The organism is Bradyrhizobium sp. C-145 (genome assembly GCF_023375135.1).
GTDB lineage: Bacteria > Pseudomonadota > Alphaproteobacteria > Rhizobiales > Xanthobacteraceae > Bradyrhizobium > Bradyrhizobium zhanjiangense.
Genome location: NZ_CP088150.1, coordinates 8304658 through 8325061 on the forward strand (window position 1 = coordinate 8304658; position 20404 = coordinate 8325061).

A 20404-nucleotide genomic window follows, 5' to 3' on the forward strand; every position below is an offset into this window, starting at 1 on the left:
ACCCCGGCACAAATGGTTGGAGAAGGCGGCGGGATCGCCGCCCTCTCCGATCGTGTAATGGAGCGTCAGGTCGGGATTAGGAGCCCGAACCGAGGCACTTGTTGGTCTTGGTGTTGAAGTTGCCGCACTTCTTGCCAACCCAGTCGCCGATCAGGTCCTTGGAGCCGTCCAGCTCTTTCGACCAGGCATCGCCAGCAACGAGGCCCGGGGTCTTCCAGACCACGTCGAACTGGCCATTGCCCTTGATCTCGCCGATGAACACCGGCTTGGTGATGTGGTGGTTCGGCAGCATCTTCGACACGCCGCCGGTCAGGTTCGGCGCCTCGATGCCGGGAAGCGCGTCGATCACCTTGTCCGGATCGGTCGACTTCACCTTCTCGACTGCCTTCACCCACATGTTGAAGCCGATCACGTGCGCCTCCATCGGGTCGTTGGTCACGCGCTTCGGGTTCTTGGTATAGGCCTGCCAGTCCTTGATGAACTTCTCGTTCGATCCGTCCTTGGTCTTGATCGACTCGAAGTAATTCCAGGCGGCGAGATGGCCGACCAGCGGCTTGGTGTCGATACCGGCGAGCTCTTCCTCACCCACCGAGAAAGCGACCACCGGGATGTCCTTGGCCTTGATGCCCTGGTTGCCGAGCTCCTTGTAGAAGGGAACGTTGGCATCGCCGTTGATGGTGGAGACCACTGCGGTCTTCTTGCCGGCCGAGCCGAACTTCTTGATGTCGGCCACGATCGTCTGCCAGTCGGAGTGACCGAACGGCGTGTAGTTGATCATGATGTCTTCCTGGGCGACACCCTTGGACTTCAGATAGGCTTCCAGGATCTTATTGGTGGTGCGCGGATAGACGTAGTCGGTGCCCGCGAGCACCCAGCGCTTCACCTTCTCTTCCTTCATCAGATAGTCGACGGTGGGAATCGCCTGCTGGTTCGGCGCAGCACCCGTGTAGAACACGTTGCGCTCGCTCTCCTCGCCCTCGTACTGCACGGGGTAGAACAGGATGTTGTTCAGCTCCTTGAAGACCGGGAGCACCGACTTGCGCGACACCGAGGTCCAGCAGCCGAACACGACCGAGACCTTGTCCTTGGTGATCAGCTCGCGCGCCTTCTCGGCGAACAGCGGCCAGTTGGAAGCGGGGTCGACGACGACGGCTTCGAGCTTCTTGCCGAGCACGCCGCCCTTCTTGTTCTGCTCGTCGATCAGGAAGAGGATGGTGTCCTTCAGCGTGGTTTCGCTGATGGCCATGGTGCCGGAAAGGGAGTGAAGCACGCCGACCTTGATGGTGTCGTCCGCGGCCTTGGCGCCAGTCAATGAAGCCAGACCGAGCATCAGTCCGGCGGTCGCGGCGAGGACGCCGCGGCGGCTAAATGACGCCGCTATATCGTGAGTGGATTTGCTAAGCATAAGTGTATCATCTCCCTGACGCAGACGTGAAAACGCTGCGAAACGGCCCCACGGCCGCCTGCGATTAACGGATTCGCAAGAACCATGCCATGGACTAAGCACCTCTCAAGCTATTGAATTTACTTATAAAACGACCTGAATTCCAAGTTCAGCCGCAGTCTTTCCGCCTAAACCCTGGGCAACTGAAATGTATGCGAAAGCGGCAGGCAGTCTATTTTTTATGCAAATTTCCAATTCTGGCTAAATTTCCGGCATAACTATTTATGCACCGCAACCGCCGTTTGAGGCGAGCTTGCCTTGAAAGCGCCCCTACGATGTTCCATATGAACGCCCGAGACTGCTTGCAAATCAAGCCGTCGTTGCGAGCTGCGTGTTCTTAAGCCCCTACGGGGCTCTGGCTTGCCCCCATATCTCCCAAGCCCATCCGACACCCCAAACACGCAGGTGTCTTCTCGACACCCTATGCGCGCGCCGCGCCGAATGCGCCGGGCGCCCGCTTTTGACATGGAAAGTACCCCTCTTTTGACTTCGTTTCAGGATTTCGGCCTCGCCGAACCCATCGCGCGCGCTCTTCGTGAAGAGAACTACGTCACCCCCACCCCGATCCAGGCCCAGACCATCCCGCTGGCGCTGACCGGCCGCGACGTCGTCGGCATCGCCCAGACCGGCACCGGCAAGACCGCGTCCTTCGCGCTGCCGATCCTGCATCGCCTGCTCGAGAACCGCATCAAGCCGCAGCCCAAGACGGCCCGTGTGCTGGTGCTGTCGCCCACCCGCGAACTGTCCGGCCAGATCCTCGACAGCTTCAACGCCTATGGCCGCCACATCCGCCTGTCCTCGACACTCGCCATCGGCGGCGTGCCGATGGGCCGCCAGGTCCGGTCGCTGATGCCCGGCGTCGAGGTTCTGGTCGCCACCCCCGGCCGCCTGCTCGATCTCGTGCAGAGCAACGGTCTGAAGCTCTCGAGCGTTGAGTTCCTCGTGCTCGACGAGGCCGACCGCATGCTCGACATGGGCTTCATCAACGATATCCGCAAAATCGTCGCCAAGCTGCCGATCAAGCGCCAGACGCTGTTCTTCTCGGCCACCATGCCGAAGGACATCGCCGAGCTCGCCGATGCCATGCTGCGTGATCCCGCCCGCGTCGCGGTGACCCCGGTCTCCTCCACCGCCGAGCGGATCAACCAGCGCATCCTCCAGGTCGATTTCTCGGCCAAGCCCGCCTTCCTCACCAAGCTGCTGAAGGACGAGCCGATCAACCGCGCGCTGGTCTTCACCCGCACCAAGCACGGCGCCGACAAGGTGGTGAAGACGCTGGCCAAGGCGGGCATCGCGGCCAACGCCATCCACGGCAACAAGTCGCAGAACCATCGCGAGCGCACGCTCGCCCAGTTCCGCTCGGGCGAGATCCGCACTCTGGTCGCCACCGACATCGCCGCCCGCGGCATCGACGTCGACGGCATCAGCCACGTCATCAATTTCGATCTGCCCAACGTGCCCGAGACCTATGTCCACCGCATCGGCCGCACCGCGCGCGCCGGCGCCGACGGCACCGCGATCTCGCTCGTGGCCGGCGGCGAGGAGCTCAGCTATCTCCGCGATATCGAGCGCCTGATCCGCGTGGCGCTGCCGCGCGAGGATCACCGCACCGACGCCGGCCGCGAGGCCGCCCAGGCGCCTGCTGCTGCGCAGCATCGCTCGGGCCGGCCAGGCCGTCCCAGCCAGCGCCCGCACGGCGCAAGACATGCTGATGGACGGCATGGCGAAGGACGGCATGTCGAGGGCCGGCCTGTTGATGGCAGGTCCGGTGAGAGCCACAACACGTCGAAGGGGTCTCGCCGCCGCCGCCATTCCGGTGGTAAGATGAATTCCTCACCAGCCGATCGGTCGGAACAGCGTCCCGCGCATAGCGCCGGCAAGCCTGATGGAATACAAGGCGTTGCCTTTTTGCGTCGCGAGAGTCGTCCCAACGGCCGACCGAATCGCAATCCTCATTCGCACTAGTCGTCCACGACCTGGAGACAACCACATGGCCAAGGAAGAGCTGATCCAGTTCGAAGGACTGGTCACCGAAATCCTCCCCGACGCCCGCTACCGCGTGCAGCTCGACGCCGGACACGAGATCGTTGCCTACACCGCCGGCAAGATGAAGAAGAACCGCATCAAGACACTCGCGGGCGACCGCGTGACGGTGGAGATGTCGCCCTACGACCTCGAGAAGGGCCGACTGATTTTCCGTCACAAGGACGAACGTCCCTCGACGCCCGGCGGCCCGCCGCGGGGTGGGGCGCAGCGCGGCGGCCAGTTCCGCCGCCGTTAGTCGCCTCCCGGCGCGCGAGCGCGGAAGTAAAGTTCTGACCTGTATGCTGATCCGCCGTGGGCATCACGGCGGATCAAAAAATCGTGCGCGTCAGGATTGTTTTGAGGCCTTAATTCCGATAAAATGAATTAATCGATTTTCGGCCGGACGACATTAGCATCCACCGGTACAGCCGGTTCAGACACGCTGACGACCCTTCCAAAAATTCGATCTAACCTGCCTGCGCGAGCAGGCTCTTACATTGTGCTATCTAGAAGGGACTACCCCAGTGAGCATGGGAACCGTGAAGTGGTTTAACGCGACCAAGGGTTATGGCTTCATCCAGCCCGACGACGGCGGCAAGGACGTGTTCGTTCACATCAGCGCCGTCGAGCGCGCGGGCCTCGGCTCGCTGCAGGAAGGTCAGAAGGTCTCCTATGAGATCGTGGCCGACCGCCGCTCCGGCAAGTCGGCAGCGGACAACCTCCGCGCCGCGGGCTGAGCCTGCCGGGCCCCCGGATATTGACCCGGGCCGGCTCAGGCGAGCCAAGGAATTAAAAAAGGCCGTGCGCAACGCACGGCCTTTTCATGTTCGAAGACTTCTCCGTACGCGGCACGGATATCCTGCCCGGGCAGAGCGCCAATCGGTCCTGCTAGTTGGTCTTGGCGGCCCCGCCGGCAGCCCCGCTGGCATTGTTGCTCAGCGAGCCTGCCTGGGTCATCGTGTGGTTGAAGTAGGCGTCGCTGTCGCCGAGCGTCAAGCGACGCTGGCAAAGCGGCATGCAGCTGTAGGACTCGCGCTCGATCCCGCGATAGACGGTGACGAGCCGGTCGCTCGGACCTTCGACCTGGATCTGGCGGTCGACCAGGATCTCGCCGCCCCGGTCGAGCGCGATGAAATTGGTGGCACCATAACCCTTCCCGGTCACGACGATCATGCCGCCGGGCTGCAGCGTGACGTCCGCGATCAGGGGATTGCCGACCACGATGGTCGCGACCTTGCCGGGGAGCCGGACCAGCTTGGCCTGGTCGACATTGACGGCAATGGTGTCGGCGGTCGGCTCGGCAAGGCCGGCACCGGGCGATGCCAGCATCGCAGCCGCAACCAGAAGGCAGACGCGCGCCTGACGGCGCAGCAATTCTTTACGCATACACTTACCCCCGGGACGTCACAAACCGGCAGAAACGATCAGATACAGCGGAGCCGGTGCCCGACCCGGCTAACCTGCCCTTAATTCGTGAACGTTCCGCAAACTCGCCGACTATTGTTTGAAGGGACCGGCGCTTTGTAGCCCTCTGGAGACGTTGACGCCGCCCTAGTGGCGGAACGGATAGGCGAGCTGGCCGCCGATTTCCTTGGGCATGGTCGCTTCGTCCTTGCCGTAATCCTGCGGCAGCCTGCCTTCTGGCATACGGAAGGTGCCAAACAGCACGTCCCAGATCGGGAACGTCCCGGCAAAATTGGTGTCGCCTCCCTCTTCCAGCGAGGTGTGGTGCCAGCGGTGGAACACCGGCGTCGCCAGCACGTATCTGAACGGTCCGAAGGTCCAGTTCAAGTTGGCGTGCACGAAGGCCGAATGGAAGGTGGTGAACGGGCCGACCCAGATCATGACGTTCGGGGAAATACCGGCCATCAGCAGCACGACGTCGACGCTGATCGTCCCGAGCACGAGATTGACGGGATGGAAGCGCGCCGCGGAAATCCAGCCGATCTCCTCCGACGAATGATGGATTGCGTGGTACTTCCAGAACCCGCCGTCATGGAAAAGCCGGTGCAGCCAGTACAGCATGAAATCGGACAGCACCAGGAACAGCACGGCCTGCACCCACAGCGGCAGCTGTGACAGCGGGCCATGGCCATTGTCGTAGAAGGCGATGAGTTCGTCGGCCTCGTGGATGTTGAAGACGACGCCGGCGCCGACGATCAGCAGTCCGATCCGCATCGTGCGGGCGAACACCGGAACGAAGAACCAGTAGCAGATGTCTGTGATGATCTCCCGCTTGCGCCACCACGGCGCACCGGGATTGCAGGCCCAGAAATGCTCGAGCACGGTGAAGACTGCCGCGAGCACCAGGGTGACGGGGACCACCTTCGCGATGGTCTCGCCGAGCATCAGGGCGACTTGCATGGGCAGGCTCGACATCGTCGCCTCACTTCCGAATTGCTGGTCCCGCCTAGGCCTACTCCGCTAGATTTAAGGGAGGGTGAAGCCGGCCGGCGCGTGCGCTGCATTCGGAACCGGGCCGAATTCAACGGCCGCCTTAAGACGAAATTCACTCTGGCCAAAAGCATCGCGCGACAAGCGGATTTGCGCGATTGAATTAACGCTACCGAAAGAGCTCGGCTCTCATCTTCGTCGCGTCAAAGACAGCGCCGAACGAGGCGATCCCACCCAGAAGGAGTTTTGTTCATGAAGAACTTGATTGCGCGTTTCGCGAAAGACGAATCCGGCGCCACCGCCATCGAATACGGTCTGATCGCCGCCGGCATCGCGTTGGCCATCATCACGGTCGTCAACAATCTCGGCAGCTCGCTGAACACCAAGTTCGGCTCGATCAGCTCGTCGCTGAAGTAAGTACCCGAAGAGCGATTCGCAAAAGCCCCGGACCTCCGGGGCCTTTGTTTTTCTGAAGACGGCGAGTTCCAGTGGCGTTGCGCGAGTACAGAACCGATGCCGCGGTCGCGGCGAACGAGGCGAAGGCGGCGCAGACCGGCTCGCCGGCCTATTGGGTCTGCCTTGCGCTGCTGCTTGCGACGGTCACGCTCGCCGTGCGCATTGCCAGCCTCTGGTGAGCACGCTCGCGGCGGAGCCAGCCTCGCCACTCGGCTGCCGTTGTCGGTTTGTTTAGCACTGCCGGCTAGCATCCGCGCCGCCAGCTTCGGCGACACAACCAGGCCTCAAGACGCAGCCCATGATCCTCGACCTTGCGCGCCTTCTGCTCTTCCCGGCTCTCATGGCATTCGCCGCTGCGAGCGACCTCTTCACGATGACGATCTCGAACCGCGTGTCGCTGGCATTGGTCGCCGGCTTCTTCGCCCTCGCTCTCGCCGGTGGCATGGCACCTTATGAGATGCTGAGCCATGTCGGTGCCAGCGCACTCCTGCTGGTCGTGGCCTTCACCTGCTTTGCGATGGGCTGGGTCGGCGGCGGCGATGCCAAGGTCGCGGCCTCCGTCGCACTCTGGTTCGGCTTTGCGCATCTGATGAACTTTCTGCTCTACGCCTCGCTGTTCGGCGGGGCGCTGACGCTGCTCCTGCTCCAGTTCCGGCAGTGGCCGCTGCCCTACGGACTGGCGGGCCAGGCCTGGCTCGCACGGCTGCACGCCAAGGAGAGCGGTATTCCCTACGGCATCGCGCTCGCACTGAGCGCGCTGATGGTTTACCCGGAGACCGAATGGGTGAAGGCGATCGATCTCGCTCACCTCGCGCTGCGCTGAACGCACCGGGTAAACCCGGCGTTAAGGCGATTTAGATACGCCTCATTAACCATGCTTTGACGAATAGCTGGTCAACTGCCGATCACGGCGGCGGCAGCGTCGCGGCGTTTTGTTGGAAAGTGAAGCGTATGAATAGGGCACGCATTGTCGTCCTGACCGTCGCCATCTGCGCCGGCGGCGTCGCCGCGTACCTGGCGAGCGGCACGGACAATTCTGCGCCGCCTCCGGCTCCGGTCGCACAGCTTCCGACCGTCGACGTCCTGGTCGCCAAGAACGACATCGGTCTCGGCCAGACCGTGAAGCCGGAAGACGTGCAATGGCAGACCTGGCCGGCCGCGACCGCCAGCGCCACTTTCATCCGCCGCAACGAGCGTCCCGAGGGCGTGACCCAGGTGACCGGCTCGATCGCGCGCGCTCCCTTCATTCAGGGTGAGCCAATCCGCGACCAGAAGCTGGTCAAGGCCGAGGGCTCCGGCTTCATGGCGGCCATCCTGCCGAGCGGCATGCGGGCGATCTCGACCGAGATCTCGCCGGAGACCGGCGCAGGCGGCTTCATCCTGCCCAACGACCGCGTCGATGTGATCCTCACGCGCCGCCTCAAGAATCCGGACCAGAGCAACGGTGCTCCGGACATCGTCACCTCCGAGATCATCCTGACCAACATCCGCGTCCTGGCCATCGACCAGGCGCCGAAGGAGAAGGACGGCCAGAACACGGTGGTCGGTAAGACCGTGACCTTGGAGCTCAATCCCGCGCAGACCCAGGCGCTTTCGTCGGCCCGCCAGGCCGGAACGCTGTCGCTGGCGTTGCGCAGCATAGCCGACGTCAAGATGAGCGAGATCACGCTCGACGAATCCGCACAGAAGCGCGACGGCGTTTCGATCATTCGCTACGGCATTCCAAGTCAGACGGCGAAAGCAAGATGAAGGCAGTCGATATGAAATGCAGGGCAAATCTGGCGACGATGCGAACCTCACTGGTTCGCGCCCTGTCGTTTTCGGCCGCCCTCGCGCTGACGCTCAACCCGGCCCTCAGCCCGGTGGTCGCCGCCGACTACCGTCCCATGGCGCCGGTCGCGGCCGACGGCCAGATGAACGCGCGTTTCCTCTCGCTCGGCATCGGCAAGTCTGTCGTGATCGACCTGCCGCGCGACATCAAGGACGTGCTGGTCGCCGACCCCAAGATCGCCAATGCCGTGGTCCGCTCGGCGCAGCGCGCCTACATCATCGGCGCCACCGTCGGCCAGACCAACATCGTGTTCTTCGATTCCGCCGGCCAGCAGATTGCGGCCTATGACATCGCGGTCAAGCGCGACCTCAACGGCGTGCGGGCCGCGCTGAAGCAGATCCTGCCCAATTCCGACATCCAGATCGACGGCCTCGGCGACGGCATCGTCCTGACCGGCACGGCGGCGAACCCGTTGGAAGCGCAGCAGGCCAACGATCTCGCCGCACGGCTCGCCGGCAGCGCCGACAAGGTGGTGAACTCGATCGTGGTCCGCGGCCGCGACCAGGTCATGCTGAAGGTGACGGTGGCCGAAGTCCAGCGCAACATCGTCAAGCAGCTCGGCATCGACCTCTCCGCGAACCTGAACTACGGCACCTCTGTGGTGAGCTTCTCCAACTCGAATCCGTTCACGGCTCTCGGCAAGAACCTCGTGGACGGCAACAACCTGACCACGAAGTTCGGCGCGACGCCGACCGTGCAGGCCACCCTGCGCGCGATGGAGACCGCGGGCGTGATCCGTACGTTGGCCGAGCCGAACCTGACCGCGATCTCCGGCGAGTCGGCGACCTTCATTGCCGGCGGTGAATTCCCGGTGCCGGCAGGCTATGCCTGCGATCCCGTCACGCATGTCTGTACCACCCAGATCAGCTTCAAGAAGTTCGGCATCTCGCTCAACTTCACCCCCGTGGTTCTGAGCGAGGGCAAGATCAGCCTGCGCGTGATGACCGAGGTCTCGGAACTATCGAACGAAAATGCGATCACGCTGTCCCAGGCCGTGAGCGCGACGTCGGTGAACTCGCTGACGGTGCCCTCGATCCGGACCCGCCGCGCCGAGACCTCGCTGGAAATTCCCTCGGGCGGCGCGATGGCAATGGCTGGCCTGATCCAGCAGCAGACCAAGCAGGCGGTCAGCGGGCTGCCGGGGCTGATGCAGCTCCCGGTCCTCGGCACGCTGTTCCGCAGCCGCGACTTCGTCAACAACGCAACCGAACTGGTCGTGATCGTGACGCCCTATGTCGTTCGCGCGGTCGCGCAAAAGGACCTGTCGCGGCCGGATGACGGCTTCGCCGCCCCGGCCGATCCGCAGGCCGAGTTGCTCGGCAACATCAACCGCATCTACGGCGTGCCTGGCCGGACCGAACCGGCCAGGAATTACCGCGGCACCTACGGCTTCATCACCGACTGAAGCGGAACGGGGACTTCACGATGATCACAAGACCACCCCAGCTTCGCAAACGCGCCATCCGCCTCGGTGGCGCGCTCGTCGGCATGGCGCTCGCGCTCGGCGGCTGCCAGCACGACGAAGCCGTCACCGCCTCCATTCCCGACGATTACAAGCAGCGCCATCCGATCGCGATCGAAGAGCAGGACCGCTCGATCGTCGTCTTCGTCGGCCACGCGCGCGGCGGCTTGACCGCTGCCCAGCGCGCCGACGTCATGGGCGTCGCCTCGGCCTGGCTGCACGAGGGCACCGGCGCCATCCGGATCGACGTGCCATCCGGCACGCCCAACGCGCGACCGGTCGCGGACACCATGCGAGAGATCCAGGCGATGCTGGCGGCGGCGGGCGTTCCGCCGCGCGGCGTCATCGTTCGCCCCTATCAGCCGGAAGACAGGCGCTTCCTGCCGCCGATCCGACTTACTTACTCCAAGATCGCCGCGGTCGCGGGCCCCTGCGGCCTGTGGCCGGACGACATCGGCCCCTCGATCAAGAACAAGAGCTGGTTCGAGAACAAGGACTATTACAATTACGGCTGCGCCTATCAGCGCAACCTCGCGGCGATGGTCGACAATCCGTCGGACCTCGAGCAGCCGAGGGCGGAAACGCCGCCCTATATAGCGCGTCGCACCACGGCCTTCGAGAAGTATCGCAAGGGGACGACGACGGCGACCCTCCATCCCGAAGCCGACAAGGCCAAACTCAGCGACACCGGCAAATGATCAGCTACGCTCGCCAGCCTCAAGAAGAGCAGCCGGAAACACCGCCCCCGCCGGTCGAGGAGCATATTGCGCCCTCGCCGCGTGTCTCGGTGCAGGCGTTCTGCGAGACCGTGGAGACCGCTGCCGCGGTGCAGTCGGCCGGCGAGGATCGCCGTCTCAGCAAGGCTCATCTGAAGATCCAGATGGGCGGCATGGCGGCGGCGATCGAAGCCTATCGCTCCGCTCCGACCCCGAACGTGATCGTGCTCGAAAGCGACGGTCGCAGCGACCTCCTGGGCGGGCTCGATCAGCTCGCTACCGTCTGCGACGCCGGCACCCGCGTGGTGGTGATCGGGCGTATCAACGACGTCATGCTCTACCGCGAGCTGGTGCGCCGTGGCGTCAGCGACTACGTGCTCGCGCCGGTCGGCGCGATCGACGTCGTGCGCTCGATCTGCAACCTGTTCTCGGCGCCGGAAGCCAAGGCGGTCGGCCGCATCATCGCCGTGGTCGGCGCCAAGGGCGGCGTCGGCGCTTCCACCATCTCCCACAACGTCGCCTGGGCGATCGCCCGCGATCTTGCGATGGATGCGGTCGTCGCGGATCTCGACCTCGCTTTCGGCACCGCCGGGTTGGACTACAACCAGGACCCGCCACAGGGCATTGCCGACGCCGTGTTCTCACCCGATCGCGTCGATACGGCCTTCATCGACCGCCTGCTGTCGAAATGCACCGACCATCTCAGCCTGCTGGCGGCGCCCGCGACGCTCGACCGGGTCTATGACTTCGGCTCCGACGCCTTCGATGCCGTGTTCGACACGCTGCGGTCCACCATGCCCTGCATCGTGCTCGACATCCCGCACCAATGGTCGGGCTGGACCAAGCGCGCCTTGATCGGAGCCGACGACATCCTGATCGTGGCCGCGCCCGATCTCGCCAATTTGCGCAATACCAAGAACCTGTTCGATCTGTTGAAGGCCTCGCGCCCCAACGACCGGCCGCCGCTCTACTGCCTGAACCAGGTCGGTGTCCCGAAACGGCCCGAAATCGCCGCCACGGAATTCGCCAAGGCGATCGAGAGCCAGCCGGTCGCGTCGATCCCGTTCGAGCCGCAGATCTTCGGCTCGGCGGCCAACAATGGCCAGATGATCGCGGAGATCTCGGCCAATCACAAGTCGATCGAGATGTTCCTTCAGATCGCCCAGCGCCTGACCGGCCGCAGCGAGACGAAGAAACAAAAGTCGTCCTTGTTTTCACCCCTGATTGAGAAGTTGCGGGGAAAATAAGCCGCCGCATGGAGTTGTTAAGTGTTCGGTAAGCGTAGCGGAACAGACACCGACTTTCGGGCTCCCAAGCCCGGCACCGTGTTGCCCGAGCCCTCCCAGGCTCCGGCGGCGACGGTGTCGCGCGCCCCGCTCCCGCCGGCCGTCGCCTCGCCATCGCTTGCCCCTGCCAAGGCGCCGCCGCCTCCCGCCATGGAGAGCCGGCGCTCGGACAATTATTACGAGGTCAAGGCGACCATCTTCGGTGCGCTGATCGAGGCCATCGATCTCGCCCAGCTCGCCAAGCTCGATTCCGAGTCCGCCCGCGAGGAAATTCGCGACATCGTCAACGAGATCATCGCGATCAAGAACATCGTGATGTCGATCGCCGAGCAGGAGGAACTGCTCGACGATATCTGCAACGACGTGCTCGGCTATGGCCCGCTGGAGCCTCTGCTCGCGCGCGACGACATCGCCGACATCATGGTGAACGGCGCCGGCACCGTCTTCATTGAGGTCGGGGGCAAGATCCAGCGCACCGGAATCCGCTTTCGAGACAACCAGCAGCTCCTCAACATCTGTCAGCGCATCGTCAGCCAGGTCGGCCGGCGCGTCGACGAATCCTCGCCGATCTGCGACGCGCGCCTCGCCGACGGCTCCCGCGTCAATGCCATCGTGCCGCCGCTCGCGATCGACGGCCCGGCCCTCACCATCCGCAAATTCAAGAAGGACAAGCTGACGCTCGATCAGCTCGTCAAGTTCGGCGCGATCTCGCCGGAAGGCGCCGAGATCCTCCAGATCATCGGCCGGGTCCGCTGCAACGTGCTGATCTCCGGCGGCACCGGCTCGGGCAAGACGACGCTGCTCAACTGTCTGACCAACTACATCGAGCACGACGAACGCGTCATCACCTGCGAGGACGCGGCCGAGCTCCAGCTCCAGCAGCCTCATGTGGTCCGGCTCGAAACCCGCCCGCCCAACATCGAAGGCGAAGGCCAGGTCACCATGCGCGAGCTGGTGCGCAACTGCCTCCGTATGCGCCCCGAACGCATCATCGTCGGCGAAGTCCGCGGACCCGAGGCGTTCGACCTGCTTCAGGCCATGAACACCGGCCATGACGGCTCGATGGGGACGCTGCATGCCAACAATCCGCGCGAGGCGCTGTCGCGTTGCGAATCCATGATCACCATGGGCGGTTTCTCTCTGCCCTCGCGCACCATTCGCGAAATGATCTGCGCATCCATCGACGTCATCGTCCAGGCCGCGCGCCTGCGCGACGGCTCGCGCCGCATCACCCACATCACCGAAGTGATGGGCATGGAAGGCGACACCATCATCACCCAGGACATCTTCCTCTACGACCTGATCGGCGAAGACGCCAACGGCAAGATCATCGGCCGGCACCGCTCGACCGGCATCGGCCGCCCGAAATTCTGGGAACGCGCCCGCTATTACGGCGAAGAGAAGCGCCTTGCCGCCGCGCTCGACGCCGCCGAATTGGCGCCGACAACATGAGCAGGTCAGCGTCATGAACATGCAGGTCCTCGCCCTCGCCTTTCTCGCCACGGCCGCCGTTGGCGGCATCGCCTGGGTCTTCCTCTATCCACTCCTGTCAGGGGAGCAAAAGGCCGAAAACCGCCGCGCTTCGATCGCGCGTGCCGACACGCCCGCAGCCAAGCAGACCGAGAAGAGCCAACGATCGCGCCGTGAGCAGGTCGAGACTTCGCTCAAGGATCTCGAGGCGCGGCGCCAGCAGGAGAAGAGAATCCCGCTCAGCGTCCGCCTCTCGCAGGCGGGACTCGACTGGACCCCGCAGAAATTCTGGGTCGTGTCCGCCGTCGTGGCGGGCGTGCTGTTCGCGGCTGCTCTGTTCGTCGGAGGCGGCCTGCTCGGCGCCGCCGGTCTCGGCTTTGCCGGCGGCTTCGGCCTGCCGCGCTGGGCGCTGGGCTTCCTCAAGAAGCGTCGCGAGACCAAGTTCCTGGCGGCACTGCCCGATGCGGTCGACGTGATCGTCCGCGGAATCAAGGCCGGTCTGCCGCTGTTCGAGTCGATCAAGGTCGTCGCCGCCGATTCACCGGAGCCGCTGCGCAGCGAATTCCTCCAGATCATCGAGACGCAGGCGATCGGCATGCCGCTCGGCGAGGCCTGCTCGCGGCTGTATGACCGCATGCCGCTCCCAGAGGCGAATTTCTTCGGCATCGTGATCTCGATCCAGCAGAAGTCGGGCGGTAACCTCTCCGAAGCGCTCGGCAACCTCTCCAAGGTGCTGCGCGACCGCAAGAAGATGAAGGAGAAGATTCAGGCGATGTCGATGGAGGCCAAGGCCTCGGCCGGCATCATCGGCTCGCTGCCGCCGATCGTGATGTTCCTCGTCTATCTCACGACGCCGCACTATATCTCGCTGCTTTGGACCCACCCGACCGGCCAGCTGATGCTGGTCGGCTGCGTCGTCTGGATGTCGATCGGCGTCATGGTGATGAAGAAGATGATCAACTTCGATTTCTGACGGTGCCGTATGGTCGAGTTTCTCGTTTCGAAGCTACATGACGTCCGCTTCATGACCATGCTGCTGGCGGCCATTGCCGCCAGCGCCACCGTCTATACGCTGGTGATGCCGCTGTTTGCCGGCGAGGGACTCTCCAAGCGCATGAAGGCGGTGGCGAGCGAGCGTGAGCGCCTCCGGCAGCGCGAGCGCGAGCGCCTCAACAAGAGCGAGAAGGTGTCGCTGCGCCAGACGCCGAAGCAGCTCGTCTCCAAGGTGGTCGAGGACTTCAACCTCACCAAATGGCTCGCGCAGGAAGCCGCCCGCGACAAGCTCATCATGGCGGGCTACCGCGGCCAGGCGCCCTACATCACCTTCCTGTTTGCCCGCATGGTCGCTCCGATCGGGCTCTTCGTCGGTGCCGCCGTCTACGTCTTCTTGATCGCGCACATGAAGCAGGCGATGCCGATCAAGATCGGCATCTGCGTCGGCGCGGCCTATCTCGGCCTGCAGGCCCCGATGCTGTTCCTCAAGAACGCGATCTCCAAGCGCCAGCTCTCGATCAAGCGCGCCTTTCCCGACGCGCTCGACCTGCTGTTGATCTGCATCGAATCCGGCATGTCGGTCGAAATGGCGTTCCGGAAGGTCTCCACCGAGATCGTCGGCCAGTCGATTGCGCTGTCGGAGGAGTTCGCGCTGACCACGGCCGAGCTGTCCTACCTGCAGGACCGGAAGATGGCCTATGAAAACCTGGCGCGGCGCACCGGGCTCGAAGGCGTCAAGTCGGTCTGTCTCGCGCTTCAGCAGGCGGAGCGTTACGGTACGCCGCTCGGGCATTCGCTGCGCGTCATGGCGCAGGAAAACCGCGACATGCGCATGAATGAGGCCGAGAAGAAGGCCGCTGCGCTACCGCCGAAATTGACTGTGCCGATGATCCTGTTTTTCCTGCCAGTGCTGTTCGTCGTCATTCTCGGACCGACGGGCATCAAGATCACCGAGCTGCACTGACGCGAGAGACCGGCGCGCGGTCCGCTGGCGACGCCAAGTTGAAGGTTAGTCCCATCAATCGGGCTGGCTGAGCGAAGCGACCGGGGTCCGCTTCGGTGCGCCGCGCGGGGCGTCGTTGCGGTTCAGCATTTCCTTGAGATAGGCGACATTGGCTGCGGCCTGGTCCGGCGGCAGGTCCGCCTTGACGATGGTCTCGGCCTCGGCGAAGCGTCCTTGGAGGCCGACGACCAGAGCGAGATTCTGCCGCACCCGGGCGCTCGCGCGCGGCGAAGCGTAAGCCTGTCGCAGCGCCTCTTCGGCCTTGGGCAGGTTCCTCGTCAACATGTAGGACAGGCCGAGATTGGAGAGGACGCCGGGATCACCCGGCGCGATCTTCAGGGCGCTCGCATAATAGGAGCGCGCCTCCTCGTGCCGGCCCATCTGATCGAGCGCAGTACCCTGCACTGAGAGCAGATGCCAGTCCGGATTGTCGGGCGAATGCGCCTTCGACAACACGTCGAAGGCCTGCTGGAAATTGCCGTTGTCGGCGAGCGCGCGGCCGTACTGGGCGAGCAGCGGCTTGTTGCCGGGATTGGCGATGGTCGCCTGCTCGAGCACGGCGACGGCTTGGGCGCGCTGCCCGTTGGCGCGCAAGGCCTGGCCATAGGCGAGCGCGGCGCCGGCATCCTTGGGATTGGCACGATAGCGCTCGCCATAGACTTCGACAGCGCGCGCGGGATCGGCGGGAGCGGCTTCCGCCCGCGGCCCGACCGAGCCCGTGACCTCGGAGAGCTTCGACATGCCCGTGCAGCCGCCGAGGCCCATAGCCACTGCCGCGATCAGCGAGGTGGACGCAAGAAGCCGGGCAAGACTGAACCGTTGACGCATGACGCTTTGACTCTCGAGCCGATTGATCGAGCCGAACGCGCCAGCAATAGACTGTTAACCCTAACGGCCAGTTAACATCGGCCAAGTCACACCGCTCACGGCAGCGTCTGCGGCGGCACCTTCCCGCTGGCCCCGAGATCGAGGCCGAGCACCTTCACCTGTTCGTTCAGGTCCCGCAGCAATTGCACTCTCCGTCGCGCAGTGAATACGAGATCTGCCCGACGGCGGCTTCGTCCCGCCCGGTCAATATTCGATGGCGAGCCGCTTGCGGATTTCATCGATGCGCTTGTCCAGCGCATCGAACCGCGCGTGGACGGAGCGGTCGTGGAGATAGAAGACGTAGCCGCCGGCGAGGAACGCGAAGATCCAATGATGGTGCTCGACATAGCCGAAGATCGCCTCGATGGCCTGGCCGATGAACGTGACCACGCTCCACACGAATTCCATTGCAATTCCTCCCGGCAGGCTCGTCGGCCGCCAGCGAACTCCAACAGCTGGCGGCCGTCCTCGGAACCTAGCATGGCCCCCGCACTGCGAGTAGCGGCTCGCTGACCGGTGACAGCAAAGCCGATTGCGGCGGCGTCGAAACTCTGCGAAGTCTCGTTCCTACGACCTGCTTGATCTGATGATCCGGACCCGCCAATGCCTTCTGTCTTCGAGACGTCGCCCACCGCCATCCCGATCACCTTCGTTACCAAATCGAGCTGGGATCAGGTCGCTGAGGCGCTGCCGCCGGCGCAACGCCAGTTCGCCACCGCGAGCGCCTTTGCCTCCAAGCCCGGCGGCTATCTCGCGCTGCCCGCGCCGGATGGCGCAATTGCACAGGTGCTGTTCGGCCTCGAGGACGAGGGCGCCAGATCGCGCGACCTGTTCCGGCCGGGCGCCCTGCCCGGCCTGCTGCCGCCGGGCACCTATCGCTTTGCCAATGCGCCGCACGACGCACGGCTGGCGGCGCTCGCCTTCGCACTCGGCAGCTACCGCTTTTCCCGTTACAGCAAGGCTGACAGGCTCGACGTCCGGCTGGTGCCGCCGGATGGCGTCGACGCGACCGAAATCGATCGCATGGCAGATGCGGCGATGCTGGCGCGCGATCTCATCAACACACCGGCCAACGACATGGGACCGGAGCAGCTCGCCGCATCCGCACAAGCGCTCGCCGCCGAATTCGGCGCAAGCTTCGCCTGCACCATCGGTGAGGATCTGAAGACGAATTTTCCGCTGATCCACGCCGTCGGCATGGCCTCCAGCCGCGCGCCGCGGCTGATCGACATCGGCTGGGGCGATCCGGCTCATCCCAAGGTGACACTGGTCGGCAAGGGCGTCTGCTTCGACACCGGCGGGCTCGACCTGAAGCCGTCGAGCGGCATGCTGATCATGAAGAAGGACATGGGCGGCGCCGCCAACGTGCTCGCGCTCGCACGCATGGTGATGGATGCGAAGCTGAAGGTGCGGCTGCGCGTGCTGATACCGGCCGTGGAAAACGCTGTCGCCGGCAATGCCTTCCGCCCGCTCGACATCTTCACCTCGCACAAGGGCATCACGGTCGAGATCGGCAATACCGACGCCGAAGGCCGCCTCGTCCTCGCCGACGCGCTGGCGCTGGCCGATGAAGAGAAACCGGAGCTGCTGATCGACCTGGGCACGCTGACCGGCGCGGCTCGCGTTGCGCTGGGGCCGGATTTACCGCCCTTTTACACCAACGATGAGACGCTGGCCGTCGACGTCGCGCGTTGCGCAGTGAAGGAGAACGATCCGTTGTGGCGCATGCCGCTGTGGCCGCCTTACGATGCCTGGCTGGACTCCAAGACGGCGACCATCACCAACGCGCCGTCCGGCGGCTTCGCCGGCTCGATCACCTGCGCGCTGTTCCTGCAACGCTTCGTCGAGCACGCCAAGAGCTGGCTGCATGTCGACATCTATGGCTGGACGCCGTCGGCGAAGCCGGCGCGGCCCGAAGGCGGCGAGTGCCAGGCCGCACGCGCCATCTACGCACTCTTGAGCGAACGCTATGCATGACCTGCGGCTGACGCCGGCGCGGGGCGACATCGCCGCGAAATATCTCGAAGGCAAGGTTGAGGCGGATCGCTTCGTCACCGGCGAGGAATTCGAGGTGGTCGAGGCGATCGCGCCGGTGCGCGAGCAGCCATCGTCGAACGCGATGCTGATGACGGAGGCGCTGCGCGGCGAGCGCGTCACCATTTACGACCGCAACGGCGAAGGCTGGGCCTGGGGCCAGCTCAACGGCGACGGCTATGTGGGCTGGCTGCCGGATGCAGCGCTCATGAAGCCCGCGGCCGCCCCGACCCACGTGGTCAGCGCGCTGCGAACATTTGCCTTCCCCGGCCCCTCGATCAAATTGCCGCCGGCGGACACGCTGGTGCTGGGATCAAAGCTCACGATCGTGCGCGCGGACGGGGCCTTCGCTGTGACGCGCGAAGGAACGTTCTTACCGAAAACGCATCTTGCCCCGCTCGATCATCGCGAGCCGGATTTCGTCGCCGTCGCCGAGCGCTTCGCCGGCACGCCCTATCTCTGGGGCGGCAAGAGCAGTTTTGGCATCGATTGCTCGGGCCTCGTCCAGGTCTCGCTCAGTGCTGCCGGCATCGGCTGCCCGCGCGACAGCGACATGCAGCAGGCCGGCCTCGGCCGCGCGCTGGAGCCGCATGAGTGGGGTAGCTTGGTGCGCGGCGATCTGATCTTCTGGAAGGGCCATGTCGCCATCGTCCGCGACGCCGGCTCCATGGTTCACGCCAATGCGCACCACATGGCGACCGTGATCGAGCCGATCGAGCCGGCGCTCGCGCGGATCAGGCAAGCCGGCAGCGAGGTCGCCGCGATCAAGCGGCTCTGACGAACGCTACGTCGCAACCGCCCCATTCCCGGCCGTCTCCAGCCGGAATGCCGCCGCGAACAGCGCGCGGGTGTAATCCGTCTTCGGGTTCTTGAAGAGCTCGGCGGCCTGTCCCTCCTCGACCACCTTGCCGCCGCGCATCACGATGAGATGGCTGGCGAGCGAGGCGACGACGCGCAAATCGTGCGAGATGAACATGTAGGTGAGGTCGCGCTTGCGCTGGAGCTCGCGCAACAGATCGACCATCTGCGCCTGGAACAGCATGTCGAGCGCGCTGGTCGGCTCGTCCAGCACGACGAAATCCGGCTCCAGCACGACCGCGCGCGCGATGCTGATGCGCTGGCGCTGGCCGCCGGAGAATTCATGCGGATAGCGGTAGCGGGTGTCCGGCTTCAGCCCGACATCCTCGAGCGCCTTGACCACGCGCGCCTCGCGCTCCTCGCGCGAGAGATTCGGCTGATGCACGGAGAGGCCTTCGGCGATGATGTCGGCGACCGACATGCGCGGTGAGAGCGAGCCGAACGGATCCTGGAACACGATCTGCATGTCGCGCCGGAAGGGCCGCATCTCCTTGAAGCGCAGGCCCTGGATGTCCTTGCCCAGAAACACGATGCGTCCGTTCGAGGAGATCAGCCGCAGCAGTGCGAGTCCCAGCGTGGTCTTGCCCGAACCGGACTCGCCGACGACGCCGAGGGTCTCGCCCTTGCGCACGGCGACGCTGACGCCGTCGACCGCTTTGATGTGGCCCACCGTCTTGCGCATCAAGCCGCGCTTGATCGGAAACCACACCTTCAGCTCATTGGCCGACATCACCACCGGCGCACCCGGCTGCGGCGGCGCCGGATCGGGCTTCGGCTCGGCCGCGAGCAGGTCGCGCGTATAGGAATGCTTCGGGCTCCTGAAGACCTGCTCGACCGGCCCCTGCTCGACGATCACACCGCCCTTCATGACGCAGACGGTGTCGGCGATGCGGCGCACGATGCCGAGATCGTGGGTGATGAAGAGCAGGCTCATGCCGAGCCGCGAACGGATCTCGGCGAGCAGCGCCAGGATCTGCGCCTGCACGGTGACATCGAGCGCCGTGGTCGGCTCGTCCGCGATCAAGAGGTCGGGCTCGTTGGCGAGCGCCATTGCGATCATCACGCGCTGGCGCTGACCGCCGGAGAGCTGGTGCGGATAGCTCTTCAGCCGCGTCTCGGGCTCGGGAATGCCGACTTGCGTCAGCAATTCGAGCGTCCGCCTGCGCGCCTCGGCATTACTGGTCGGATTGTGCAGCTGGATGATCTCGCCGATCTGCGCCTCGATCGTATGCAGCGGATTGAGCGAGGTCATCGGCTCCTGGAAGATGATGGAAATGTCGCTGCCGCGGACCTCCCGCATCTGCTGCTCGGACTGATCGATCAGCTCCTGGCCCTTGAAGCGGATGCTGCCCGAGGGATGCGACGCGTTCGGATAGGGCAGCAGCTTCAGGATCGAGAGCGCGCTGACCGATTTTCCGGAGCCGGATTCGCCAACCAGCGCGACGCATTCGCCGCGCTTGATCTGGAACGAGATCTTGTCGACCGCGAGCGTGGTGGAGCCGCCCTGGTGGAAGGCCACCGAGAGATCGCGCACGCTGAGCAGGGGCTGGTTGATCGCGTCCATT

The 20404-nt window shown here is 64.5% G+C and carries 21 protein-coding genes; 15 read left to right on the forward strand and 6 right to left on the reverse strand.

Annotated elements, in window-relative coordinates; all coding sequences use genetic code 11:
* Positions 1 to 76: 76 nt before the first annotated feature.
* The gene (gene urtA / locus LRP30_RS39090; RefSeq protein WP_249758244.1) at positions 77 to 1405 is read right to left on the reverse strand and encodes an urea ABC transporter substrate-binding protein; all 1329 of its coding nucleotides are present in this window, start codon (positions 1403 to 1405) and stop codon (positions 77 to 79) included.
* A 480-nt stretch (positions 1406 to 1885) separates the two neighbouring features.
* Between urtA and LRP30_RS39095 the strand changes: the two genes are divergently transcribed.
* The 3 genes from LRP30_RS39095 (at position 1886) to LRP30_RS39105 (ending at position 4206) form a co-directional block, all read left to right on the forward strand.
* Positions 1886 to 3409: a DEAD/DEAH box helicase gene (locus LRP30_RS39095; protein ID WP_128936633.1), complete on the forward strand. Its 1524-nt coding sequence runs from the start codon at positions 1886 to 1888 to the stop codon at positions 3407 to 3409.
* A 25-nt stretch (positions 3410 to 3434) separates the two neighbouring features.
* Complete coding sequence (infA, locus tag LRP30_RS39100) at positions 3435 to 3725, forward strand: translation initiation factor IF-1 (protein ID WP_128936634.1); 291 nt, start codon at positions 3435 to 3437, stop codon at positions 3723 to 3725.
* Between the two features lie 268 nt (positions 3726 to 3993).
* Positions 3994 to 4206 carry a cold-shock protein gene (locus LRP30_RS39105; protein ID WP_091881246.1) on the forward strand — a complete coding sequence of 71 codons (213 nt, stop codon included), beginning with the start codon at positions 3994 to 3996 and terminating at the stop codon, positions 4204 to 4206.
* A 151-nt stretch (positions 4207 to 4357) separates the two neighbouring features.
* Here the strand turns inward: LRP30_RS39105 and LRP30_RS39110 are convergent, their stop codons facing one another.
* Positions 4358 to 4855: a pilus assembly protein N-terminal domain-containing protein gene (locus LRP30_RS39110; protein ID WP_128936635.1), complete on the reverse strand. Its 498-nt coding sequence runs from the start codon at positions 4853 to 4855 to the stop codon at positions 4358 to 4360.
* 165 nt (positions 4856 to 5020) lie between these two features.
* A complete protein-coding gene (locus tag LRP30_RS39115) occupies positions 5021 to 5848 on the reverse strand; it encodes a sterol desaturase family protein (RefSeq protein ID WP_128945110.1) in 828 nt (275 codons plus the stop codon).
* Between the two features lie 267 nt (positions 5849 to 6115).
* On the opposite strand from LRP30_RS39115, the gene LRP30_RS39120 reads away from it, so the two are divergent.
* The 10 genes from LRP30_RS39120 (at position 6116) to LRP30_RS39165 (ending at position 15041) form a co-directional block, all read left to right on the forward strand.
* Positions 6116 to 6280 carry a Flp family type IVb pilin gene (locus tag LRP30_RS39120; RefSeq protein WP_014498224.1) on the forward strand — a complete coding sequence of 55 codons (165 nt, stop codon included), beginning with the start codon at positions 6116 to 6118 and terminating at the stop codon, positions 6278 to 6280.
* Between the two features lie 77 nt (positions 6281 to 6357).
* Positions 6358 to 6498: a hypothetical protein gene (locus tag LRP30_RS39125; protein ID WP_164939400.1), complete on the forward strand. Its 141-nt coding sequence runs from the start codon at positions 6358 to 6360 to the stop codon at positions 6496 to 6498.
* A gap of 119 nt (positions 6499 to 6617) precedes the next feature.
* Positions 6618 to 7142, forward strand: a complete 525-nt coding sequence (locus LRP30_RS39130; protein WP_128936637.1) for a prepilin peptidase — start codon at positions 6618 to 6620, stop codon at positions 7140 to 7142.
* Between the two features lie 128 nt (positions 7143 to 7270).
* On the forward strand, positions 7271 to 8068 hold the full coding sequence (cpaB, locus tag LRP30_RS39135) for a Flp pilus assembly protein CpaB (RefSeq protein WP_164934716.1): 798 nt from the start codon (positions 7271 to 7273) through the stop codon (positions 8066 to 8068).
* Between the two features lie 11 nt (positions 8069 to 8079).
* Positions 8080 to 9555 (forward strand): type II and III secretion system protein family protein, encoded by a 1476-nt coding sequence (locus tag LRP30_RS39140; protein ID WP_164939414.1) that lies wholly within the window; start codon positions 8080 to 8082, stop codon positions 9553 to 9555.
* 20 nt (positions 9556 to 9575) lie between these two features.
* Positions 9576 to 10310: a CpaD family pilus assembly protein gene (locus LRP30_RS39145; protein WP_128940032.1), complete on the forward strand. Its 735-nt coding sequence runs from the start codon at positions 9576 to 9578 to the stop codon at positions 10308 to 10310.
* The gene (locus LRP30_RS39150) at positions 10307 to 11575 is read left to right on the forward strand and encodes an AAA family ATPase (RefSeq protein ID WP_249758245.1); all 1269 of its coding nucleotides are present in this window, start codon (positions 10307 to 10309) and stop codon (positions 11573 to 11575) included. The genes LRP30_RS39145 and LRP30_RS39150 overlap by 4 nt, the downstream gene beginning before the upstream one ends.
* Before the next feature lie 21 nt (positions 11576 to 11596).
* Entirely contained in the window at positions 11597 to 13066 is a 1470-nt protein-coding gene (locus LRP30_RS39155) for a CpaF family protein (protein ID WP_249758246.1), read from the forward strand.
* 13 nt (positions 13067 to 13079) lie between these two features.
* Entirely contained in the window at positions 13080 to 14057 is a 978-nt protein-coding gene (locus LRP30_RS39160) for a type II secretion system F family protein (RefSeq protein ID WP_128936642.1), read from the forward strand.
* Between the two features lie 9 nt (positions 14058 to 14066).
* Positions 14067 to 15041, forward strand: coding sequence for a type II secretion system F family protein (locus LRP30_RS39165; RefSeq protein WP_128955540.1), 975 nt, complete (start codon positions 14067 to 14069; stop codon positions 15039 to 15041).
* 54 nt (positions 15042 to 15095) lie between these two features.
* On the opposite strand, the gene LRP30_RS39170 is transcribed toward LRP30_RS39165, so the two are convergent.
* Both LRP30_RS39170 and LRP30_RS39175 read right to left on the reverse strand, forming a co-directional pair.
* Positions 15096 to 15908, reverse strand: a complete 813-nt coding sequence (locus LRP30_RS39170) for a tetratricopeptide repeat protein (protein ID WP_249758247.1) — start codon at positions 15906 to 15908, stop codon at positions 15096 to 15098.
* Between the two features lie 243 nt (positions 15909 to 16151).
* On the reverse strand, positions 16152 to 16355 hold the full coding sequence (locus tag LRP30_RS39175; RefSeq protein ID WP_128936646.1) for a hypothetical protein: 204 nt from the start codon (positions 16353 to 16355) through the stop codon (positions 16152 to 16154).
* A gap of 195 nt (positions 16356 to 16550) precedes the next feature.
* Between LRP30_RS39175 and LRP30_RS39180 the strand changes: the two genes are divergently transcribed.
* Both LRP30_RS39180 and LRP30_RS39185 read left to right on the forward strand, forming a co-directional pair.
* Positions 16551 to 17924: a leucyl aminopeptidase family protein gene (locus LRP30_RS39180; RefSeq protein WP_249758248.1), complete on the forward strand. Its 1374-nt coding sequence runs from the start codon at positions 16551 to 16553 to the stop codon at positions 17922 to 17924.
* Positions 17917 to 18759, forward strand: coding sequence for an NlpC/P60 family protein (locus LRP30_RS39185; RefSeq protein WP_249758249.1), 843 nt, complete (start codon positions 17917 to 17919; stop codon positions 18757 to 18759). Before LRP30_RS39180 ends, LRP30_RS39185 begins: the two co-directional genes overlap by 8 nt.
* A 6-nt stretch (positions 18760 to 18765) precedes the next feature.
* Here the strand turns inward: LRP30_RS39185 and LRP30_RS39190 are convergent, their stop codons facing one another.
* Positions 18766 to 20403, reverse strand: coding sequence for an ABC transporter ATP-binding protein (locus tag LRP30_RS39190; RefSeq protein ID WP_249758250.1), 1638 nt, complete (start codon positions 20401 to 20403; stop codon positions 18766 to 18768).
* Position 20404 lies beyond the last annotated feature (1 nt).